Origin of the sequence: Nostoc sp. (assembly GCF_036917155.1) — a bacterium.
In the GTDB taxonomy this organism is placed as follows: Bacteria; Cyanobacteriota; Cyanobacteriia; order Cyanobacteriales; family Nostocaceae; genus Nostoc.
Map to the genome: position 1 here is coordinate 1 of NZ_JBALDZ010000014.1, position 19,087 is coordinate 19,087.

Below are 19,087 nucleotides of genomic sequence, written 5' to 3' on the forward strand. Positions count from 1 at the left end.
TTGTTCATCAATTCATCAAAAAGATGGATATAGTTATGGTTTTTAAAGACGTGACGGCGAATAAATTCGCCTGCCCCTTGCCCCCACGGATGAATTCGGGGGCTTCCACGGGGCGAGGTGTTTGGTGATTATTCAATGAATTTCATCGATTTACGAGATTTATTGCAAAAATTCAGATTTAGGGGAGCATCCCAATGCAAGCAAATTTATCAATATGATAGATTGTCATTGCGTATTCTTTCGGAGAACCCTTTGGCGCAGCCTCTCGTAGAGAAGGGCTAAACTAAATTGCAAAATACTTCTCTAAACCTGATCAATCTAGTTTAGTTTAAGGTTGACCTATAAGTGCGAACTTTACGGTTCAAAGCTTGTAGTGGTTGATAGATGGTTCCCAAGTAGCAAAACCTGCTCGAATTGTAGCAGTAAAAAAGAAACACTTTCCTTGAGTGAGAGAGTGTTTGAATGTGAGCATTGCGGTTTGGTGATTGATCGTGACTTAAATGCCGCAGTGAATTTGTCAAGAGTCGCCAGTTAGGTGATGCTAGCCTATGGACTGGTGAGTGCCGACACCGCCAGAGTGAAGTAGGAAGTAAACGCTAAAGCTGTCTACAATCTTTCTCGCAAGAGTTTGGTTTTGTCAAAACGGTATGAAGCAAAGCGGAATAAAGCGATCGCAAAGTCTAGATGTTGTGATCGCAACTCTTGAAGACGCTACGAGAACACTCCATTTCATTACGTACTGGCATGGCAAGCAAAAAAATTGTGCATTAGACGTAGGTTGGGTGGAGCGGAGCGCAACCCAACAGATATCAGGATGTTGGGTTACGCCAAGCCTCCAACGCCACTTGCTACAACGCTCTTAACCCGCGCAACGCAGTGGCTCCCCAACCGACAATTTTTTTGCAACATTTTAGCCTTAACACGCCAATTTCTTTGCATTCTTCTCTTTGGAATGCTTCTCTAAGAGAGGCTTTGGGTAGCCTGCTTCCAGATAAAAGTATGTCTATATTTCTCTTAAAGTATGAACGAGTTACTTACTGCAATTACTACAGGGGCGATTACGTTCATTGCCACTAATATTGATGATATTGTCATTCTATTGTTGTTTTTTTCCCAAATAAATCCTAACTTTCGACCCCGGCATATAGTTGCTGGTCAATTTCTAGGTTTTACAGTTCTGTTAATTTTGAGTCTTCCTGGTTTATTTGGTGGGTTAGTATTCTCAAAAAGCTGGATTGGATTACTTGGTTTACTACCAATGTCTATAGGTATCAGTAGCTTAGTGAACCGGGAAGAAGATTCATCAAAAGAAGTTATAGATACAACGGAAGCAGATGAAGAGTCAACAATTACTAGTTTTTTTTCTCCCCAAGTTTATAGTGTGGCAGCTGTGACAATTGCCAATGGTAGCGATAATATTAGCGTCTATGTTCCTTTATTTGCTAGCTGCAACTTAGAGAGCTTTTTGGTAATTATCGGATTATTTTTTCTCTTGTTAGGAGTTTGGTGCTACACCGCATACAAATTAACTAACAACAGAGTCATAGCTGAGATATTGACTCACTACGTTAATAATATTGTGCCTTTTGTTCTTATCGGATTAGGCGCTTTTATTGTATTAAAAAGTGAAGCTTTAAGTCCAATAAAGCTAGCTGCTAGTAGTGTCTGTTTGATGATTTTAGTGAAAAATCATGAAAGTGCCGATGAAATTCGCGAAAATTCTAGTAGTTGACCAAGCCAGTTTTAGATTTTGATTTAGATCTTGCACCTAGCCCTAGCGATTAGAAATCGCGGCTATACAAACTCTCTTCCGCCTATCGCGCTTGCACTGCGCTTCTCTACGAGAGGCTTCTCTACGAGAGGCTTTGCCAACGCCAACGCGCACCACGCAAACTAACGCAAAACCAAGGCTTTTCAACCTGCGGAGGCAGGTAAAGTCGCGGCTACACGAGACTTCTAGTCGCTTGGTGCAAGATATAAGAATCTAAAATCCAAAATCGGTATGGAGAATTAAACTTTACTCAACCACTCATTCTCTTCTGGGTCTTTGAACAATGAAGTACTGAGGTAGCGTTCGCCGAAGCTAGGTTGTATCATGACAATTAGGCGACCTGCATTTTCTGGTCGTTGTGCCACTTGAATAGCCGCGTATAAAGCAGCGCCAGTAGAAATCCCCGATAGCAATCCTTCTTCTTTGGCGAGGCGACGGCTATAAGCGATCGCTTGTTCATCAGCTACCTGAATCACTTCATCTACTAGTTCTGGACGGTAAATTGCTGGGACAAATCCCGCGCCGATACCCTGAATTTTGTGAGGCCCTGATTTACCACCTGTTAATACCGGACTGCTGCTTGGTTCAACTGCGATCGCTTGAAAACTCGGCTTCCGTCCTTTAATAACTTCTGCAACTCCCGTAATCGTCCCACCAGTACCCACTCCCGCCACGAGAATATCTACTTCTCCATCGGTGTCATTCCAAATTTCTTCGGCTGTAGTTTCGGCGTGAACTTTCGGGTTAGCCGGGTTGCGGAACTGCTGCAACATATAAGCATTGGGCGTTTGAGCTACAAGCTGCTCTGCATGAGCGATCGCTCCTCGCATCCCTTCTACCCCTGGCGTTAACTCTAATTGAGCGCCATAAGCTTTGAGCATAGAGCGTCTTTCGTGGCTCATTGTGTCAGGCATCGTTAGAATGAGATGATAACCCTTAGCGGCTGCCACCATCGCCAGCGCAATTCCTGTATTTCCAGAAGTCGGCTCAACCAAAACAGTTTTTCCGGGGTGAATCAAGCCTGCTTCTTCTGCCGCTTCCACCATACTCGCGCCAATCCGGTCTTTCACAGAAGATGCTGGATTCATGCTTTCTAGCTTCACCACAATTCGAGCAACCGCTCCTGAAGCTTGGGGAATCTTATTTAATTGAACTAAAGGAGTTCGACCGATTAACTCTGTGATATCTTTCGCTATCCGCATGGGGGTACTCCGTCGTGTCTAAATATAATACATTGGACTCTGTTGGGCGCGAGTTTCTCTTTCGTCGCACAAGTTTTGGAGTGTATAACGACCCAAAACTTCTATTGAGGCAGCATTAGCTTGCTCCCAAACTTCATAAACCAGAGTCTTTTCCAGAGTCGGAGAGTCAGAGGTATCTTTCTCTTTCCGCTCACCTTCTACCAGAGTGACAATTTCAAGTATTGTAATCTGCCAAGGTTCACGAACTAAAACGAAACCTCCTTTAGAACCGCGTTGACTCTGCACTACACCCGCACGCCGGAGGTTGGTCAAAATTTGTTCCAGATAGCGCTCAGGTATAGGTTGCTTGGCAGTGATCTCGCTCATGGTTAAAGGAAGTTTTTTTCCGTGGTGGCTTGCCAGTTCTAAGAGTGCCAGCAGTGCGTATTCCACTTTGGAAGACAGATCCAAGAGAGCGTAGTTTTGGCTATTCAAGACTGTACTCAATATACTACGGTGATTTGAGGGACTTATCGCAGTTTATGCGAAATTAATTTTTTTCAACTGTGGAATGTGATAGCATCCCACTTGTTACCCACAAAAACACTATACTCTATCGACTTACCGTAGATTATGATCTGACACAATTCCCATAAATTACTTGAATCTTTTTGTGGGAATCATCCTGAGTTTCTGTTTTCAGAACCTCACCTACCAACAAAAATCTCAACAGAGTATGCTACTAACTGATTTGCGAACCATTTTTGAGCGTGACCCAGCAGCCCGTAACTGGCTAGAAGTATTGTTCTGTTACCCTGGACTCCAAGCCTTAATATGCCATCGATTGGCACACTGGCTATATAAAATTGGCATTCCCTTTATACCAAGATTCATCTCTCATCTTAGTAGGTTTTTAACCGGAATTGAAATTCATCCTGGGGCATTAATTGGCCAGGGAGTGTTTATTGACCACGGGATGGGAGTAGTGATTGGCGAGACTGCGATCGTGGGTGACTATGCTCTGATTTATCAAGGTGTCACCCTTGGCGGCACTGGGAAAGAAAGCGGCAAACGCCATCCTACTTTAGGCTCTCATGTGGTTGTGGGAGCGGGTGCGAAGGTATTGGGAAATATTCAAATTGGCGATCGCGTCCGTATCGGAGCCGGTTCAGTAGTGCTACGAGATGTCCCCAGTAACACTACTGTAGTTGGGATTCCAGGGCGCGTGACTCGTCAGAACAACTTAAATAGCAATGTTCTGGATCATGATAAAGTCCGCGACGTAGAAGCTGAAGTCATCCGCGCTTTATTTGAACGCGTCAAGTCTCTAGAGAAACAGTTCGAGCAGTTGTCAGATCAATCAAGTTTGGCCCCAACTGAACTTGATGAAAAATCAATCAACAAACCTAAGAGTAAAAATTCTGATGGGATGATTGAAGATTTTCTCGATGGTGCGGGAATTTAATTTAGGGAATTGGGAATTGGGAATGGGGCATTGGGCAAATAACTCCTAACTCCTAACTCCTAACTCCCTTCTTTAAAATACCCAGATGTTCTTAGAACCTGATATAAATATAATACTACGGCTAGTTTATCGGGGAATAGTGTTATAATATGGTGTCTTTGTACACAAGCTTCTCTAGTTCAAGCAGTAATAATACTAAGCAAATTTTTGCCCGTAGGTCATTTCTGCCAGAGCATCAAAACGGCCTTTGGAAGATTGAAACGGGTTTTGTCAGGACTTTTACTTATCTGGAAGATGGTACAACCGTCGCTCTGGGATTGTGGGGCCCTGGAGATATCGTTGGTAGAACTTTGTCAAAATTAGAACCTTATCAGATGGAATGCTTAACTAAAGTAGAGGCGACAGTCTTACCTTTAGAAGAGTGGACTGAACTAACAGAAACTCTACTTGCCCATATCCAACAGGCTCAAGAATTGATGATCATTCGTAGCCATAAAAAAGTGGATACTATGCTCATCAAGCTATTAGCATGGTTATCTAAAAAGTTTGGTTCGGAAGTTGAGAAGGGACGTTTAATAGATATGCGTCTGACTCATGAAGACCTGGCAGAAATGCTCGGTTCAACTCGTGTGACTATCACTCGTGTTCTTGGGCAGTTTGAGCAAGAGGGCTTGATTGATCGTCTCTCCCTACATCGAATTGTCCTAAAAGAAGAAGAAATTTGGTACTACGAAATTTAGATTATTTCAGTAACACCAGCTATCGCCGTCAGCATTGGGCTTGCCTACAATTCTAAGATTTAGAGATTCCAGGTAAGCTAAACCGCTAGAAATTTGTGGTACTGTTCCCCGCAGTTCAATGTCAAAGCATCCTTCGCCATCTGTATTTGGTTGTAGCATAGCCTTGGTAATATTAACTACTAAACCGTAAGTAGAAATTAACTGCGAAATTACGGGCGCTTGCAGATAGTTTTTGGGAATATGTATTCGCAGACGAATCTGAGTGACTTGGCTTTTTTCATAAACTGAAGAAACCAGTGATAATCTGTTTTGGGAATTGGTTTTTTGGTTATTTCGTGCTGCCATTGGATAATGATGATTTTTTTAATTAGCGTAGGCGTAGCCCGTCGTAGACATCGCTACCGAGACAAATTCAGCCAAATTGTCCTTCAATTACGAATTAAGAACTACGAATTATTAACTTAGCGATCGCTATAAACGCTAGACAAATCCACCCAAATCGGTAGTCCCAGTTTTTCTAAATAACTCAGGCTAGAGTAAAGTTGCTTTGTTCTCCCCCACAAATCCAAGTCAAACCAGCCGTCATCTTCGGTATCGGGTTGAAGTATGGCACTGGTAATATTGACTGTTAGTCCATAACGAGAAACTAACTCAGAAATCACTGGTTCTTCGTAATAAGATTTTAAGACGCACAGTTGCAAGCGCAATCGATTGGTTTGACCCAGAGAAATCCATTGCTGGAATTGTTGTTGCCATTGATTTGTCAGCCATGCAGAATCTTTGAGACTCAGTTTGCTAGCTGGATTTGGGAAAGGTAAAGAGTGCTGATTGGGTTGAATTTGGTTAGCGATGGCTAGTTGCAGCAAATTCACTCCCAATCCTTGCAAGTAAGATAGGCTATTTGTCAGTTTTTGAGGATTTCCTGAAAGTTCTAAATCAAACCAGCCATCGCTGTCACTGTCGGATGTCAGGGATGCAGCTTTGATATTGACAGTTAAACCATAACGAGACACCAGTCGAGAAATTACAGGTTGCCTGTGATACCGTTGAGGCACAAGGATTCGACTGTGGACTGAAGCGGGTTCTAAAGATTTACTCTCAGACATCAGATTAATTCCCAATCGCGATACCTACAGTGGGCTACGCCTACGCAATTTTTGGGTTCGGCAGAAAATCTTGCTGATGCTGTACCTGGTTGAATGTCAGTCTCATCAAGATTTTCATATTTCTGGTTTTGACAAAAAACGGTAAATCTATCGGTTTAGCGCATTTAATTATTATGTAAAGGAGATTCTCACAAAGACCACAAAAAGACAATGAGTAAATTTACGTAAATTATGCTCACTTCATGTAGATTAATACCAATTTGAAAAATAATCGCGACAGATGGTTTCACACAACCCAGACACAGAGAGCGATTCCCAATCTAAAATCTAAAATTCAAAATGGTATAACTTGAGATTAAAGCGGTAGTACATAAATCAATATGGTTCAGTTAATACCAATTCTGTATGAAGATGCACATAACCCGGATTTCTCACCACATCTCTCAAAACCTTGTGCTCTTGAGCAGAGGGGCAGAGGGGCAGAGGGGATTGAACTTGGCACATTGAACTCTCCCCTGCTCCCCTGCACCTCTGCATTTCAAGCTTGTGAGAAATGCGGGATAATAATACCCCCCTGTAGTCCCCCCAAGGCATCGGGGGGACGGCAATAGCCGGGGGGTGAATTATATGCAGCTTCACAAAAAAACGGTATAAGGGTTATTGGTGTAGATAATTGGTCTTTGAAGACGCGGATAAATCGCGTCTCTACATCAGGGTTTTGTTGCTCATTCTGAACTGTATTAGTACATAAATTTGACATATCACTAACACAAAACTGACATAAACTAAATTAAACCTTTTGGAAAAGCCAGCAGTCTAAATTTATAAATCAGTTAAATTACTGAAAACGAACTCACAAAGAATTTAACTGACTTAATCCAGATAGTTGAACAAAGGAAAAGTAGTTATGAAACGGATGCTTGCAGGTGTATTAGTTGCTTTACCACTGTTCATTGCTGCTATGCCAAAACAGGCATCAGCATTAGTAATCGAGCTTGGTGGGCATCATCATCAAAGGTGGATTCCTGGGCATTGGGAGAGAATACATCACCAGGAGGTATGGATTCGCGGTCACTATGAACGTTAGGAATAAGAATTAAATAACATAAGACTTCTTGCAGAAGTGGGGAAAAGGGTAAGGGGTAAAGGTATGAAATTTTCCCTTACCTTTTAACCTTTAACCTTTCCCCAACATCTTGCAAAAGTTACTTTTGCAAGATGTCTATACAATTTATGTCCCTGGTTTACCTCACCCTCAATCCCTCTCCTTATACTGAACCACTATTAATCTCTTGTGTCCTTTGGGAACATGAAGGACATCATTTACCCCAACTAGATGCACTAGTTGGGGTGATTTTTTTGTGGTAGTGATAGGCGCAAGTACCGAGTTGCTGTGAATCAGCAGCAAAATACAACTTAACAGTGCAGTTGTCTATCTGTAAGCAATGCAATCATAACAATAATGATAATCATTCTTTAATAATCTTGTCTCTTGCTTTTCTTGGAATAATTTATTCTTTGGAAGTCCCTCAATGCCTTATATAGTCCTAGTGCAAAATATTCACCAACTATTTGAAGCTGCAAGATGACCTGGAAAGGCTTGATTTTCCTCTGCAAACAACGGCTCTTTTGATTTTGATGTAGCAATTTTTCAAACCCACACAGTATAGGGGTTTTCAGAGCATCTTGCCGGACATTACACAGTTCTCGGTTAAATGCCTAATATTCCTACGCTGTCAAAAGCTGCGGCAATCGCTCCCAGCTTTTTCTGCTTCTCATTAGAAGGATTTCGACGAAATAGAGTTTTCGCAATACTCTCAATAACTGAACGGCTATCACTGAAACCAGATTGTTTCCCTGCACCTTTCGCCTAAAGCTGTTATCGGATAGTCTTCACACGAGGTAGCTTGGACACTAATTCTCCCGTATGAGCATCAATTACATAGTCTACCATTTCTTGCATCGATTCAAATACTTGACAAACGTTAGTTTTATCAATTTGATTTTCGACTAAGTATACTAGCCGCCATTGTCCGGCTTGAGGTTTGTTTTCTTTATCTTGAGACTGTGTGGAGTCAAAGTAATAGTAAAGAGTGGATTTGAAAACCGATTTTTTCAAGTCACGCTTGGTCATTTTCTGAATTAAGTCTTTAAGTTCATTAGACTTAATCTTGGGGTTCTCATCAATATCAATGGGAATGCCAATGGCTGAGTTGATTGCAAGTAATTCGTTCTCCTCGTCAATTTCCACATTTACCTGAGCACCATACACAGGAATATCTTTATATTTCTGGTGGAATTTAATTGTATGTGTATTAGCTAGCTTCCAAGTTTCAATAGCTACACTTTCCAACTTAGTCTCGTGAGTTGACACTTTAGATGACAAAGAATCAGATTGAACAAAACCTCGTCGAGACTCATCTTCCCATCCCAATACAGCTATTAATAACCAGTCTGCTACTTCCTTAAACTTATATACCAAATCATCTGTAACTCCAGCTTTTCCAGACTCTTTAATTTTTCCAGATTTTCTAGCTATCTCAGCCTCTTTGGCTATCTTGGAGACATCGGCTTTTTTTAACGCCTGAGCAAGCCGATGATGTTTCATGCTTCCGTCTTCGGAATGAAAAGTCAAGATACTCATACCATTCCTCTGGGTCAAACTAGAATTGTGGTTATTTTGTAAAGGGTTATGCACTTATTAATTTTTTTGTTAACTACGAACTAAGGCAACATGTAAAAATAAGTTGTACAAATTTGATTTGGAATGGTTTGCCAAATATTAGCTTTCACATAAAAATTGTTCAAATTATTTTTACATGCTGCCCTAATAGTGTTTGGTCCAAAAATATAAGATGTACAATTAGTACAAATAATTTATACAAGTATTATAATATCTGAGTACAATCTATATGTCAATCTACATACAATTTGTACAGTGTGACTAATGAAAAAATAACCGCTCAGATCACTAAAATCTATTGCGACAAAGCTGTAAAACTTTGTAAGACTAATAATCTTAGATAAATAGGTATTATGCAAGCTGATGTATTTCATTTTTTAAAACTCCCTAATGTAGCTTGTTATTAATCCAATAATTACTAAAAAGCGTGTACAACATGTACAATTATAATTACCTGCAAATATAATAACTGTACAATTTGTACAAAAAAACTAATCTGGTTAGAAACAGACTATACAGAACCAAGGCTTAAGGTATGCAGAAGCAGAATAATCACTCTGAAAGCGAGAAAAGCTCACCTAACTCTGAATCATGGGAAAGTAAAGATTCTTTAAGTTGTCAGCACCGTCGTTCTGGCGATCCATACAGAGCTACAAGGGTGTATAAATATTTACTTGATCATTTAACCGATCTAGGCATAAATGAAAAGGAGGATATTGTTAAGCCTAATGAAAGTAGTATTGCTAATCAATGGAATCAGAAAAATAATCGGATTTTTATTAGACGTGTTTTACGCTCAGTACTTCCTGAATACTATATTGAAAAAGAAAGAATTTCTGTAGTTCCAGGACTAACTCTTGGAAAGTTGGTAGAAATTTTAGAGGGAATTCAAGAATACCGGGCTGCAAAAAGATTGGAAACACCAAAATCCAAAATATCACGAATCTTAACTAGAGCAGAAAAATTAAGGGTATTTCGTATATTTTATCAATTAACTTTGGAAGAGAGGGAAGTATTAAAGCTTCCCATACATCCCGGTGAAGCTATACTACAAGAATTTTTATCAACTGTTACAGATCCTAACAAAGGTTTAAAAACGGAAGATACTATACTTTTTTACAAACAAATCACGGGTATCTTTTATAATTCCTTCAATAAATTAGACTTAAAAAATACATTAAATATACCTTTCTCAGCCAGAGATATAATTCAGAATAATATTGAGATTCTCCTAGAAGAACTTTATCAAGGGATAGATGCAGATTTAAAAGGAGAAAAAATTAAAGAGCTTGTCAGTAAAGTTTACTGTCAAATCAGTCGGATTGAATTACAATCCGGCTTGAGACAATATAAATCTATGTTTAAAAATGAAATTATTCCTGATGATGTCCAAGAGAATATTAGTCTATTACCTCATAATTTTATAGAGCATTTAACTCGCTGTATTGTAGAGAATGAAGCACTAAGTGACGATTTTCCTATTCATTTAAAGCATTTGGAAATTGAAAAAATACATCCATTGCCGCTTTATTTGAAAACAGAAGAGCAGAAGTTCGGTTTACTCAATCCACTCTTGTTAGAAGATGAAGAAGATGAGGAAGATGTTGTAGCTTTAAAAAATCAATTTGCCTACAAAATAAGAGTACATTTTTATATAAAGATTCCAGATAATTATCAAGCTTGGATTACAGGGAAATATCATCAAATTAGTTTTTTTAATCAAAATGAAAATAAATTAGAATTTTTTGAGGAAATTTCTGGTATTGGCAGTCCTATCCATAATATTGTTGCGGCAATCAATAGAGTCTTTTAGCATAGTTTAAATTAAGGTAACTTTGCTGAATAAATTAAGTTGTTAGTAAGGACTTTAGAAGAATAGACAAATTTAAGGCATATCGTTGAACTAAAAATCGAACGTGTCTTTATATCTGAGAGGATGTTTGAAAAGTGGTTGGCTATGATTTTAATTACTTCTATATCCCCCTAGTACCGCAAGGTGGAAGTCAAAAGTCAAAAGTCAAAATGAATACAGCGTAAGAGTTTCGTTGATTTGAAATGGGTGGTTTATTTACGCCGTGCTGTACTAGTCCCACTTAAAAAGGGAACCAGAATCAAAGTCCTCCAATTTACCGGGGGATTTAGGGGGATATAAAACATTTTTCTACCGACAAGAAGACTTTTCAAACAACCTCTAAGAGCGTAAACCTCCCTTACCAATCACTTGCTTTATTATCATCCCAGACTTCTAATTCCAAGTTGCGGAGATAGGTTAACCCGCTCTGAATTTGTGCATCTGTTCCTTGTAGTTCAAGGTCAAACCAACCATCACCGACAGCATTGGCTCCCAAAATTGCTGCCGTGATATTCACAGTCAGTCCATAGTCAGACACCAGGCGAGAAATGACAGGTTCCTGGTGATAATCTTTTGGAATTCTGAGTCGAATCCGTTTATTGGTAAGTGTATTATCAGTAGTCATATCTGAATTATTTCAATCCCTGATTGGGATTGGTACAGAACTACCCTTAATCCTAATGGTAATTTCCTAATAGGTACTAGGTAGGTTGTACCATGTCCCATAATTTGCTTGTATCCTATCCAAAGGATAACTATAATCTCTGGATTTTTCTATTCAACCTCTTTAATGCGGGTTTTCCGTTCCAGAATTTCCTTCAGCACTAGGGTTACGACTGCTAGCAACGCTAACAGTACAGCCGCAGAGAAAGCAGCTTCAGTTTCGTATTGTTTGTAAGCGTCTTCTACAAATAGTGGTAGGCTTTGGGTTTGGTCAGCAATGTTGCCAGATACTACTGAAACTGCTCCGAATTCACCCATTGCTCTAGCATTGGTCAAAATTAAACCGTAGAGTAAGCCCCAACGGATGCTAGGTAGGGTGACGCGCAAAAATATCTGCCAATCTTTTGCACCTAGAGTTCTAGCAGCTTCTTCTTGATCCTTACCAAACTCTTCTAAAACAGGAATCACTTCCCGCGCCACAAAGGGCATACTCACGAAGGCTGTAGCCAATACCATACCTGGAAAGGCAAAGACAATCTTGATATCATGGGCTTGGAGCCAAGGGCCAAACCAGCCATTGCGTCCGTAAAGTAGCACAATCATCAATCCTGCAACTACCGGCGAAATCGAAAAGGGTAGGTCAATAATGCTCAAAACTATGGCGCGTCCAGGAAATTTATGACGAGCGATCGCCCAAGCTGCACATAAACCAAATACTGTATTTAAAGGTAGAGAAATCACAGCCAGCAATAGCGTTAACCAAGCTGCATGGAGAAAAGCTGGCCGCGTCAAGTTGGACAGGAATGGCCCAACACCCTTGCTAAAGGCTTGGACAAATACGTTAATTGCCGGGATATATTGAACTAGGGCTAAATAGGCGATCGCTATCCCAATCAAAACTATTGGTATCCAACTATTCTGCTCTTTAGATTTGGCTGTAGATTGAAAACTTGGCTTATCTAGTGTCATATCGCCTTGCCCATGCTTGTAAGAAATTAATTGCCAATAGTAGTACCAACGAAATTGATAGTAGAACTATGCCAATTACTGTTGCACCAGAATAGTCATATTGCTCTAATCGTTGGAAAATCAGTACAGGTGCGATCAAATCTTGGAAGGGCGTATTGGAAGAGATAATTACAGTCGAACCATACTCTCCAACTGCACGGGAAAAACCCAAGGCAATACCAGTCAAAATTGTGGGAAATAAAGGTGGCAAAATCACTTTCCAGAATGTCTGCCATTGAGAAGCACCTAGACACCAGGAGGCTTCTTCAATTTCATGTTCCATTTCTTGAAGTACGGGTTGCACAGTTCTCACGATAAAAGGTAGTGAGATAAAGATCATTGCTACCGCTACTCCTGTGCGAGTAAAGGAGACCTTAATTCCCAGTGGAGCTAGTAGTGAACCTATCCAACCGTTATCGCTGTAAACTGTTGCCAAGGTTAACCCTGCTACCGAAGTTGGTAATGCAAAGGGTAAATCTACTGTGGCGTCAATCAAGCGCTTTAAGGGAAAGTCGTAGCGGACTAGAACCCAAGCAATCAAAGTTCCAAATACGCCATTGAGTAAGGCAGCAAATATTGCTGTGAAAAAAGTGACGTTGTAGGTTGCTAATGCGATATCACTGGTGGCGATCGCCCAAAATCTCGCCGGAGTTTCCGTACTTGCTTTCAGGAACATGGCAGCTATGGGGATAAACAACATCACAGTCAAGTAAACAATGGTGATTCGCCAAGTCCAAGGAACCTGCCCCAATCTCTTCCAGAATGGCGTTTTGCGTTCAACTTCCACAGATGAAGATACAGTCACGTCGCTTCGCTCCGAATTCAAAATTCAAAATTCAAAAAAAGTTTTTTGTCAGTATTCGTAATTCGTAATTATTACCGCACAACAGTTCGCACAGCATGTTGTAAGCAAGTAGTTGCTCTGTCCTTCAATTACGAATTACGAATTACGTTAGCGTAGTGGGGCGTTCGCTTTTAGCGTCTGTCTGCGATACGATGCGCGAACGCAGAGAAGCCCATTACGAATTACTTTTTCTTGGCTTGAATTTGATCAAAAATCGCTCCATCTGCGAAGAACTTCTTATTGATTCCATCCCAACCGCCGAAGTCTGCAACTGTACCCAAAGTTTTCACCTTCGGAAATTTGTCTGCAACTTCCTTACTTAGGGTCAAAGTATCATCCACTGGTCGGAATCCTAATTTTGCAAACTCTTGTTGAGCCTCTGGAGTATAGAGATATTTGACAAAACCTTCGGCAACTTCACGCGTACCGTGCTTATCAACATTTTTGTCTACCACTGCGATGGGATTATCGATAGAGATATTGACATCAGGGATAATTGCAGTCAATTTTTCACCCTTTTGTTCTGCCAAGATAATCTCATTTTCATAGTTAATCAGGGCATCACCTTGACCCTGTTTGAAAAATGCATCAGTAGCCTCACGAGCATCTTTAGTCAACAAGGGTACATTTCTGTACACTTTGGTAACAAACTCAGTTGCTTTCGCATCATCTCCACCAGTTTTAATCACTGAATTCCAAAGAGCTAGGAAATTCCAGCGAGCAACCCCTGATGTTTTTGGATCGGCGGTAATTAGTTTTATACCGTCTTTAGATAAATCTTGCCAGATCTTGATATTTTTAGGATTTCCTGGACGGGTGACTAATGCTGCTACCGATTTGGAGACAATACCATTGTTGGGAACTTTTTTCTCCCATCCTGGTTGAATCAATCCAGCTTTCTCAATCTTTGAGGTATCTCCAGCTAGAGCCAAGTGAACAACATCTGCTTCTAAACCGTCGATAACAGCGCGAGTTTGGGAACCAGAACCGCCATAGCTTTGCTTGAAGACGACAGTTTGATTATGATCTTTCTTCCACTGTTCTATAAACTTAGGAATAATTGCTTCGTGAGCTGCTTTGGTGACAGCAAAGGAAACTAGAGTTAATTCAACATTATCTTTGCTTGCAGCCACAGGAGTAACATTAACATTAGGGGTTTCAGAGGAAGAAGTATTCCCAGTTCCTCCACCAGAGCAGGCAGCAAGGGCTACACTCAATACAGTCCCTACCAAAAAGAGTGATACAAAGCCTTTGAGCGAATTGAGTCTGAAGCGATACGTTGTATGTTCAGCATAGATGCGTTGGCGAAGCCTCTCGTTCGCGCAGCGTCTCCGATAGGAGAAGAAGAGAAGCAGATTGTCGTAAGACATCGCTTGTAATTTTTTCAGTGAGCGTTGCCATAAACTCATTCCATTTCCTCCACGTAATCTACAGATAATTGATTGGAATACAGTTATACACTGTTTATAATACTGGATGATTCCATGTATCTAGTTCTAAACACTAAAAAACCCCATATTCTTTATCAAGAATCTGAAAGTCCCAATCCTAAAACGCAAATCCAGATGTCCCGTACATACACAATTAAAGTTCGCGATCGCGCCACTGGCAAAACATACACCCTAGAAGTGCCAGAAGACCGCTACATCCTGCATACTGGCGAAAAACAAGGGGTAGAACTACCATTTTCCTGCCGCAACGGGGCATGCACCGCTTGTGCTGTGAGAGTGTTGTCAGGAGAAATTTATCAACCAGAGGCGATCGGCTTATCGCCAGATTTACGTCGCCAAGGTTATGCCTTGCTGTGTGTGAGTTATCCCCGTTCTGACTTGGAAGTGGAGACACAAGACGAAGATGAAGTCTACGAACTCCAATTTGGACGCTATTTTGCTAGGGGGAGAATTAAAGCGGGTTTACCCTTAGATGAGGAATAAACAATTCAAAATCACCGAATTTCTGATGCCTTTACATTTTGGTGGCTGGGTGCGAAAAATAGCTATTTTGGGTTGCTTATTGCTCTTGGTGAGTTGCCAAGCTAAAAACCAACTGCCGAACAGTGAAGCCCAGGTGAAAGTAGCACGGGTAGTTAGTGGGCAAAGCTTGGAAGTTTTAGGCATGGCTGAACAACCAAATTTGATTTCCCAAGTGCGGTTAGTTGGTATTGATGCTCCAGATTTGCGACAGCGCCCTTGGGGGGAAGCAGCAAAAGAACAGTTAGAGAATCTAATTGGTGGTGTAGAACAATTGGTAACGCTGGAGTTTGATTTAGAAGCAAAAGACAAAATCGGACGAACTCTAGCTTATGTGTGGAAAAATAATGTGTTGTTAAATGAAGAACTAGTCAAACAAGGGAATGCAATGTTTGTGGGGCGATCGCCCAACCACAAGTATGATCAGCGTTTAGAACGTGCCCAACAATGGGCGAGACTCATGGGCCAAGGAATCTGGAACCCAGAAAAACCCATGCGCCTCACTCCCCCCGAGTTTCGCCGCCAAAATCTTTGAAGATTGGGGACTGGGGAGCAAGGAAGAAGAGTTTTCCCTCCACACCTCTGCCCTTTTTACCTAATGACTAATGACTAATCTACAAATTTTTCTAGATATTGCTACAGAAGCAGCCTTAGCTGCTGGTGCTATTTTGCAAGGTTACTTGGGTAAGTTAGAAGACGCAATTATTGAAAAAGGACGCCCTGGTGATTTAGTCACCGCTGCTGATAAAGCCTCAGAGGAGTTGATTTTAGAAATTTTGCGTCGCCATTTTCCCCAGCACTCTATTCTTGCTGAAGAATCAGGGAAATTAGGTAATCAAGAAAATGAATACCTCTGGGCAATAGATCCTCTAGATGGCACAACCAACTACGCTCATCAATATCCATTTTTTGCTGTTTCCATCGGGTTGTTAATTAATGGTGTTCCCCAAGTTGGTGTCATTTATGACCCCTTTCATAATGAGCTATTCAGTGCTGCTGCTGGCTTAGGAGCAACGCGTAACCGTCAGCCCATCAAGGTTTCAGCAACATCTGAACTGGGTAAAAGCCTACTAGTAACAGGATTTGCCTACGATCGCCGTGAAACCTCTGATAACAACTACGCAGAATTTAGTCACCTCACCCATCTTACTCAAGGAGTCAGACGTAGCGGTTCCGCATCGCTAGATTTGGCGTATGTTGCCTGTGGACGTGTTGATGGTTACTGGGAACGGGGACTTTCCCCTTGGGATATTGCCGCTGGAATAATTTTGGTACAAGAAACTGGGGGCAAAGTCACCGCCTACGATGGCACTGCCGTCAAAATTGAGTCAGGTAGAATTCTCGCCACAAATGGTTATATTCACGACTCCCTCAGTAGCGAACTTTTACGAGTTCCACCACTGTCAGCCTGGGTGTAGTAGGTGGGGGCTTTCCCTCCGACTTTGGGTAAACTAAGAGGAATCGAACTGCTCCTTTGGTGTAAAACCTCTATATGTCTTTTAAAATAGACCGCGGACTATTTAAATATGATTTCATAGATCATCACGCAGTATTGTGCGTTCCAGTTGATGCGGATGTCAAAGAGATTCGCAAACGCTATCTCCAAGTCGCTCGCCGTTTGCATCCAGACAGTAGCTTTACTGAAACGGCTGCTCAAAAACAGCTAGGTAACGAATTGTTATCAAAGCTGGTTAACCCAGCTTACGAAAAACTTGTCGGCGATCGCACCCGCACTGAATATATTCTAATTTTGTCGCAAATTGGCAAGCGCCTCGTACAAGAGTCTACTTCGATAACTCTAAACACTGACTTGGCTAAACAGCTAGTTGAGGCGGCTAATACCGATCATTTCTATAAAACTGCGATCGCGAAACTAGCCCAAACCCAATATGATTCTTTAGACCAAGCGCTGCAAGTCATTGCCCAAGCTAGCGAGTTGAATTTAGTGTATTTAATGCGGAGTGTGAGCAAATCACCCACAGCACCGCCACCGGCTCAACCCAAAGTCCAATCATCTACGCCTCAGCCAAATACACCAAAAAATCCCTTACCAGCGCCAGCACCAGCGCCAGCAAAAGATGGCTTGGTTGTAGAACAGTATGTTCGTCGCGCTCAATCTTTGATTGAGAAAAACCAGTTTGCCCAAGCCAAAGTAGAGTTGCAAGAGGCCCTAAAGCTAGAACCTAAAAATAGTCGCTGCCATAGCTTAATTGCAATGGTGTATTTGAAGCAAAATCAGCTAAAAATGGCAAAAATCCACTTTGACAATGCTTTAAAATTAGACCCCAGTGACGAAACGGCTCTGCAATGGAAACCTAAAATAGATAAGGCTTTAGGACAACAAATTAGCGATCATAAGGTGACTTCATCCCCCAATAATGGAGATAAGCAACCAGATAAATCTGGTAGTGGTGGTTTGTTCGGTGGTTTGTTTGGTGGGAAGAAAAAATAATGGTGTATCAACCAGCAGCGGGAGCCAGGGATTTATTACCCTTGGATGTGGAGAAAAAACGCTGGATTGAAGAGCGGTTACAACAGGTGTTTCATCGTTGGGGATATCACAGGATTATCACCTCGACTTTAGAGCGGATGGATACCCTAATGGCAGGGGAAGCAATTCAGCGTCAGATGGTGATTCAACTACAACAAAATAGCGAAGATGATGAGTTAGGGCTACGTCCAGAATTAACAGCCTCTATTGCTCGTACTGTTGTCACTCGGATGGCAGGTCTGCGTTATCCACAACGGTTGTACTACAATGCCAATGTGTTTCGCCGCACTTGGGAAAGTAGACACAATCGCCAACAAGAGTTTTATCAAGCTGGGGTGGAGTTGCTAGGTGCTGGCGGATTGCTAGCAAACGCCGAAGTCCTGCTGTTAGTAGCAGATTGTTTAGAAGCACTGGGTTTGCAGGGATGGCATTTAATTTTAGGTGAGGCGGGAATTACGCGATCGCTCCTGAGTGCCTTTCCTGACAATCTCCAAGATCAAGTTCGCAGTGCGATCGCTCATCTTGATCGCATTGCCATAGATAATTTACCCCTCAGCGATAAACTCCGCGATCGTGCCCAAATCATCCTGGATTTACGCGGGCCAAGTGCAGATGTGTTGCAAAAAGTCAGTAGTTTGGATCTTGATGAAGAACAGCGAGAGGCAGTGAATAACCTTAAATCCCTAGTAGAATTACTAGAATCCGAGAAAAAACTACCGTTAATCCTCGATCTCAGCCTGATCCAAACTATAGATTACTACACTGGTATCGTCTTTGAGGTTGTCAACGATACCGAATCCCAAGCCAGAGTTTTAGGGCGTGGTGGTCGCTATGACCAGCTTTTGGGGCTATATCATCCTCAAGGAGAAAACATTCCCGGAATTGGTTTTGGACTGAATATCGAAGATTTATACCAGGTTTTGTTATCTACTCAGCAATTACCACAGGTAACTCCAGCGAGTGACTGGTTAGTAGCACCAGAGACAGCCAGTGCTAACGCCGCCGCTTTTGCCTACGCGCAAAAACTCAGAGATTCCACTGATTTGGTGCGGGTAGAAATTGATTTAGGAGGAAGGGATGCTGATGCTATTCGCCAATATGCAGGCGATCGCAGCATAGCTCAAATTGCCTGGATCAAAGCTGATGGCTCACCAAAAATAGAACCATTGCTTTAGTGGGCATTGGGCATGGGGCATGGGGCATCGGTTATTCTTCTTGTCTCCCCCTGCTCCCTGCCCCCTTGCTTCTTCCCCAGTCCCCAATCCCCAGTCCCCTGCTAGGCTAGAAATAGCCGATACAGAAAAGAGGGAATC

At 41.6% G+C, this 19,087-nt stretch carries 20 protein-coding genes; 11 read left to right on the forward strand and 9 right to left on the reverse strand.

Annotated features, from left to right (window positions below; translation table 11 throughout):
• Positions 1 to 334 precede the first annotated feature (334 nt).
• On the forward strand, positions 335 to 535 hold the full coding sequence (locus V7K67_RS01760) for a transposase (protein ID WP_334733866.1): 201 nt from the start codon (positions 335 to 337) through the stop codon (positions 533 to 535).
• Between the two features lie 486 nt (positions 536 to 1,021).
• A complete protein-coding gene (locus V7K67_RS01765) occupies positions 1,022 to 1,732 on the forward strand; it encodes a cadmium resistance transporter (protein ID WP_334733868.1) in 711 nt (236 codons plus the stop codon).
• A 278-nt stretch (positions 1,733 to 2,010) separates the two neighbouring features.
• On the opposite strand, the gene cysK is transcribed toward V7K67_RS01765, so the two are convergent.
• Both cysK and V7K67_RS01775 read right to left on the reverse strand, forming a co-directional pair.
• Positions 2,011 to 2,973, reverse strand: coding sequence for a cysteine synthase A (gene cysK / locus V7K67_RS01770; RefSeq protein WP_334733869.1), 963 nt, complete (start codon positions 2,971 to 2,973; stop codon positions 2,011 to 2,013).
• Between the two features lie 18 nt (positions 2,974 to 2,991).
• The gene (locus tag V7K67_RS01775; protein WP_256875020.1) at positions 2,992 to 3,447 is read right to left on the reverse strand and encodes an RrF2 family transcriptional regulator; all 456 of its coding nucleotides are present in this window, start codon (positions 3,445 to 3,447) and stop codon (positions 2,992 to 2,994) included.
• A 241-nt stretch (positions 3,448 to 3,688) separates the two neighbouring features.
• Between V7K67_RS01775 and cysE the strand changes: the two genes are divergently transcribed.
• Together cysE and V7K67_RS01785 are read left to right on the forward strand one after the other, a co-directional pair.
• Positions 3,689 to 4,417, forward strand: a complete 729-nt coding sequence (gene cysE / locus V7K67_RS01780) for a serine O-acetyltransferase (protein ID WP_375493439.1) — start codon at positions 3,689 to 3,691, stop codon at positions 4,415 to 4,417.
• 149 nt (positions 4,418 to 4,566) lie between these two features.
• Entirely contained in the window at positions 4,567 to 5,157 is a 591-nt protein-coding gene (locus V7K67_RS01785; protein ID WP_334710982.1) for a Crp/Fnr family transcriptional regulator, read from the forward strand.
• 6 nt (positions 5,158 to 5,163) lie between these two features.
• On the opposite strand, the gene V7K67_RS01790 is transcribed toward V7K67_RS01785, so the two are convergent.
• Together V7K67_RS01790 and V7K67_RS01795 are read right to left on the reverse strand one after the other, a co-directional pair.
• Positions 5,164 to 5,502, reverse strand: a complete 339-nt coding sequence (locus V7K67_RS01790; RefSeq protein ID WP_334733870.1) for an NIL domain-containing protein — start codon at positions 5,500 to 5,502, stop codon at positions 5,164 to 5,166.
• Between the two features lie 116 nt (positions 5,503 to 5,618).
• The gene (locus V7K67_RS01795; protein ID WP_334733871.1) at positions 5,619 to 6,263 is read right to left on the reverse strand and encodes an NIL domain-containing protein; all 645 of its coding nucleotides are present in this window, start codon (positions 6,261 to 6,263) and stop codon (positions 5,619 to 5,621) included.
• A 907-nt stretch (positions 6,264 to 7,170) separates the two neighbouring features.
• Here V7K67_RS01795 and V7K67_RS01800 point away from each other — a divergent pair.
• Positions 7,171 to 7,350, forward strand: a complete 180-nt coding sequence (locus tag V7K67_RS01800; protein ID WP_334710986.1) for a hypothetical protein — start codon at positions 7,171 to 7,173, stop codon at positions 7,348 to 7,350.
• Positions 7,351 to 8,142: 792 nt separating this feature from the next.
• Here V7K67_RS01800 and V7K67_RS01805 read toward each other — a convergent pair.
• On the reverse strand, positions 8,143 to 8,907 hold the full coding sequence (locus tag V7K67_RS01805; RefSeq protein WP_335165029.1) for a hypothetical protein: 765 nt from the start codon (positions 8,905 to 8,907) through the stop codon (positions 8,143 to 8,145).
• A gap of 574 nt (positions 8,908 to 9,481) precedes the next feature.
• Here V7K67_RS01805 and V7K67_RS01810 point away from each other — a divergent pair.
• Positions 9,482 to 10,759, forward strand: coding sequence for a hypothetical protein (locus V7K67_RS01810; RefSeq protein ID WP_335165031.1), 1,278 nt, complete (start codon positions 9,482 to 9,484; stop codon positions 10,757 to 10,759).
• A gap of 397 nt (positions 10,760 to 11,156) precedes the next feature.
• On the opposite strand, the gene V7K67_RS01815 is transcribed toward V7K67_RS01810, so the two are convergent.
• The 4 genes from V7K67_RS01815 to V7K67_RS01830 form a co-directional block, all read right to left on the reverse strand.
• On the reverse strand, positions 11,157 to 11,423 hold the full coding sequence (locus V7K67_RS01815) for an NIL domain-containing protein (protein WP_334694419.1): 267 nt from the start codon (positions 11,421 to 11,423) through the stop codon (positions 11,157 to 11,159).
• A 149-nt stretch (positions 11,424 to 11,572) separates the two neighbouring features.
• Entirely contained in the window at positions 11,573 to 12,430 is an 858-nt protein-coding gene (gene cysW, locus V7K67_RS01820; protein WP_335165033.1) for a sulfate ABC transporter permease subunit CysW, read from the reverse strand.
• Complete coding sequence (cysT, locus tag V7K67_RS01825) at positions 12,417 to 13,274, reverse strand: sulfate ABC transporter permease subunit CysT (protein ID WP_334731928.1); 858 nt, start codon at positions 13,272 to 13,274, stop codon at positions 12,417 to 12,419. Before cysT ends, cysW begins: the two co-directional genes overlap by 14 nt.
• 221 nt (positions 13,275 to 13,495) lie before the next feature.
• Positions 13,496 to 14,722, reverse strand: a complete 1,227-nt coding sequence (locus tag V7K67_RS01830; RefSeq protein WP_335165035.1) for a sulfate ABC transporter substrate-binding protein — start codon at positions 14,720 to 14,722, stop codon at positions 13,496 to 13,498.
• A 156-nt stretch (positions 14,723 to 14,878) separates the two neighbouring features.
• On the opposite strand from V7K67_RS01830, the gene V7K67_RS01835 reads away from it, so the two are divergent.
• The 5 genes from V7K67_RS01835 to V7K67_RS01855 all read left to right on the forward strand — a co-directional run bounded on the left by V7K67_RS01835 (position 14,879) and on the right by V7K67_RS01855 (position 18,949).
• Entirely contained in the window at positions 14,879 to 15,247 is a 369-nt protein-coding gene (locus tag V7K67_RS01835; protein WP_179063903.1) for a 2Fe-2S iron-sulfur cluster-binding protein, read from the forward strand.
• Positions 15,237 to 15,818 (forward strand): thermonuclease family protein, encoded by a 582-nt coding sequence (locus V7K67_RS01840; RefSeq protein WP_442943737.1) that lies wholly within the window; start codon positions 15,237 to 15,239, stop codon positions 15,816 to 15,818. The genes V7K67_RS01835 and V7K67_RS01840 overlap by 11 nt, the downstream gene beginning before the upstream one ends.
• 70 nt (positions 15,819 to 15,888) lie before the next feature.
• Entirely contained in the window at positions 15,889 to 16,701 is an 813-nt protein-coding gene (locus tag V7K67_RS01845) for an inositol monophosphatase family protein (RefSeq protein WP_334706667.1), read from the forward strand.
• A gap of 74 nt (positions 16,702 to 16,775) precedes the next feature.
• Complete coding sequence (locus V7K67_RS01850) at positions 16,776 to 17,735, forward strand: J domain-containing protein (RefSeq protein WP_334706668.1); 960 nt, start codon at positions 16,776 to 16,778, stop codon at positions 17,733 to 17,735.
• Positions 17,735 to 18,949 carry an ATP phosphoribosyltransferase regulatory subunit gene (locus V7K67_RS01855; RefSeq protein ID WP_334731930.1) on the forward strand — a complete coding sequence of 405 codons (1,215 nt, stop codon included), beginning with the start codon at positions 17,735 to 17,737 and terminating at the stop codon, positions 18,947 to 18,949. Before V7K67_RS01850 ends, V7K67_RS01855 begins: the two co-directional genes overlap by 1 nt.
• Positions 18,950 to 19,087 lie beyond the last annotated feature (138 nt).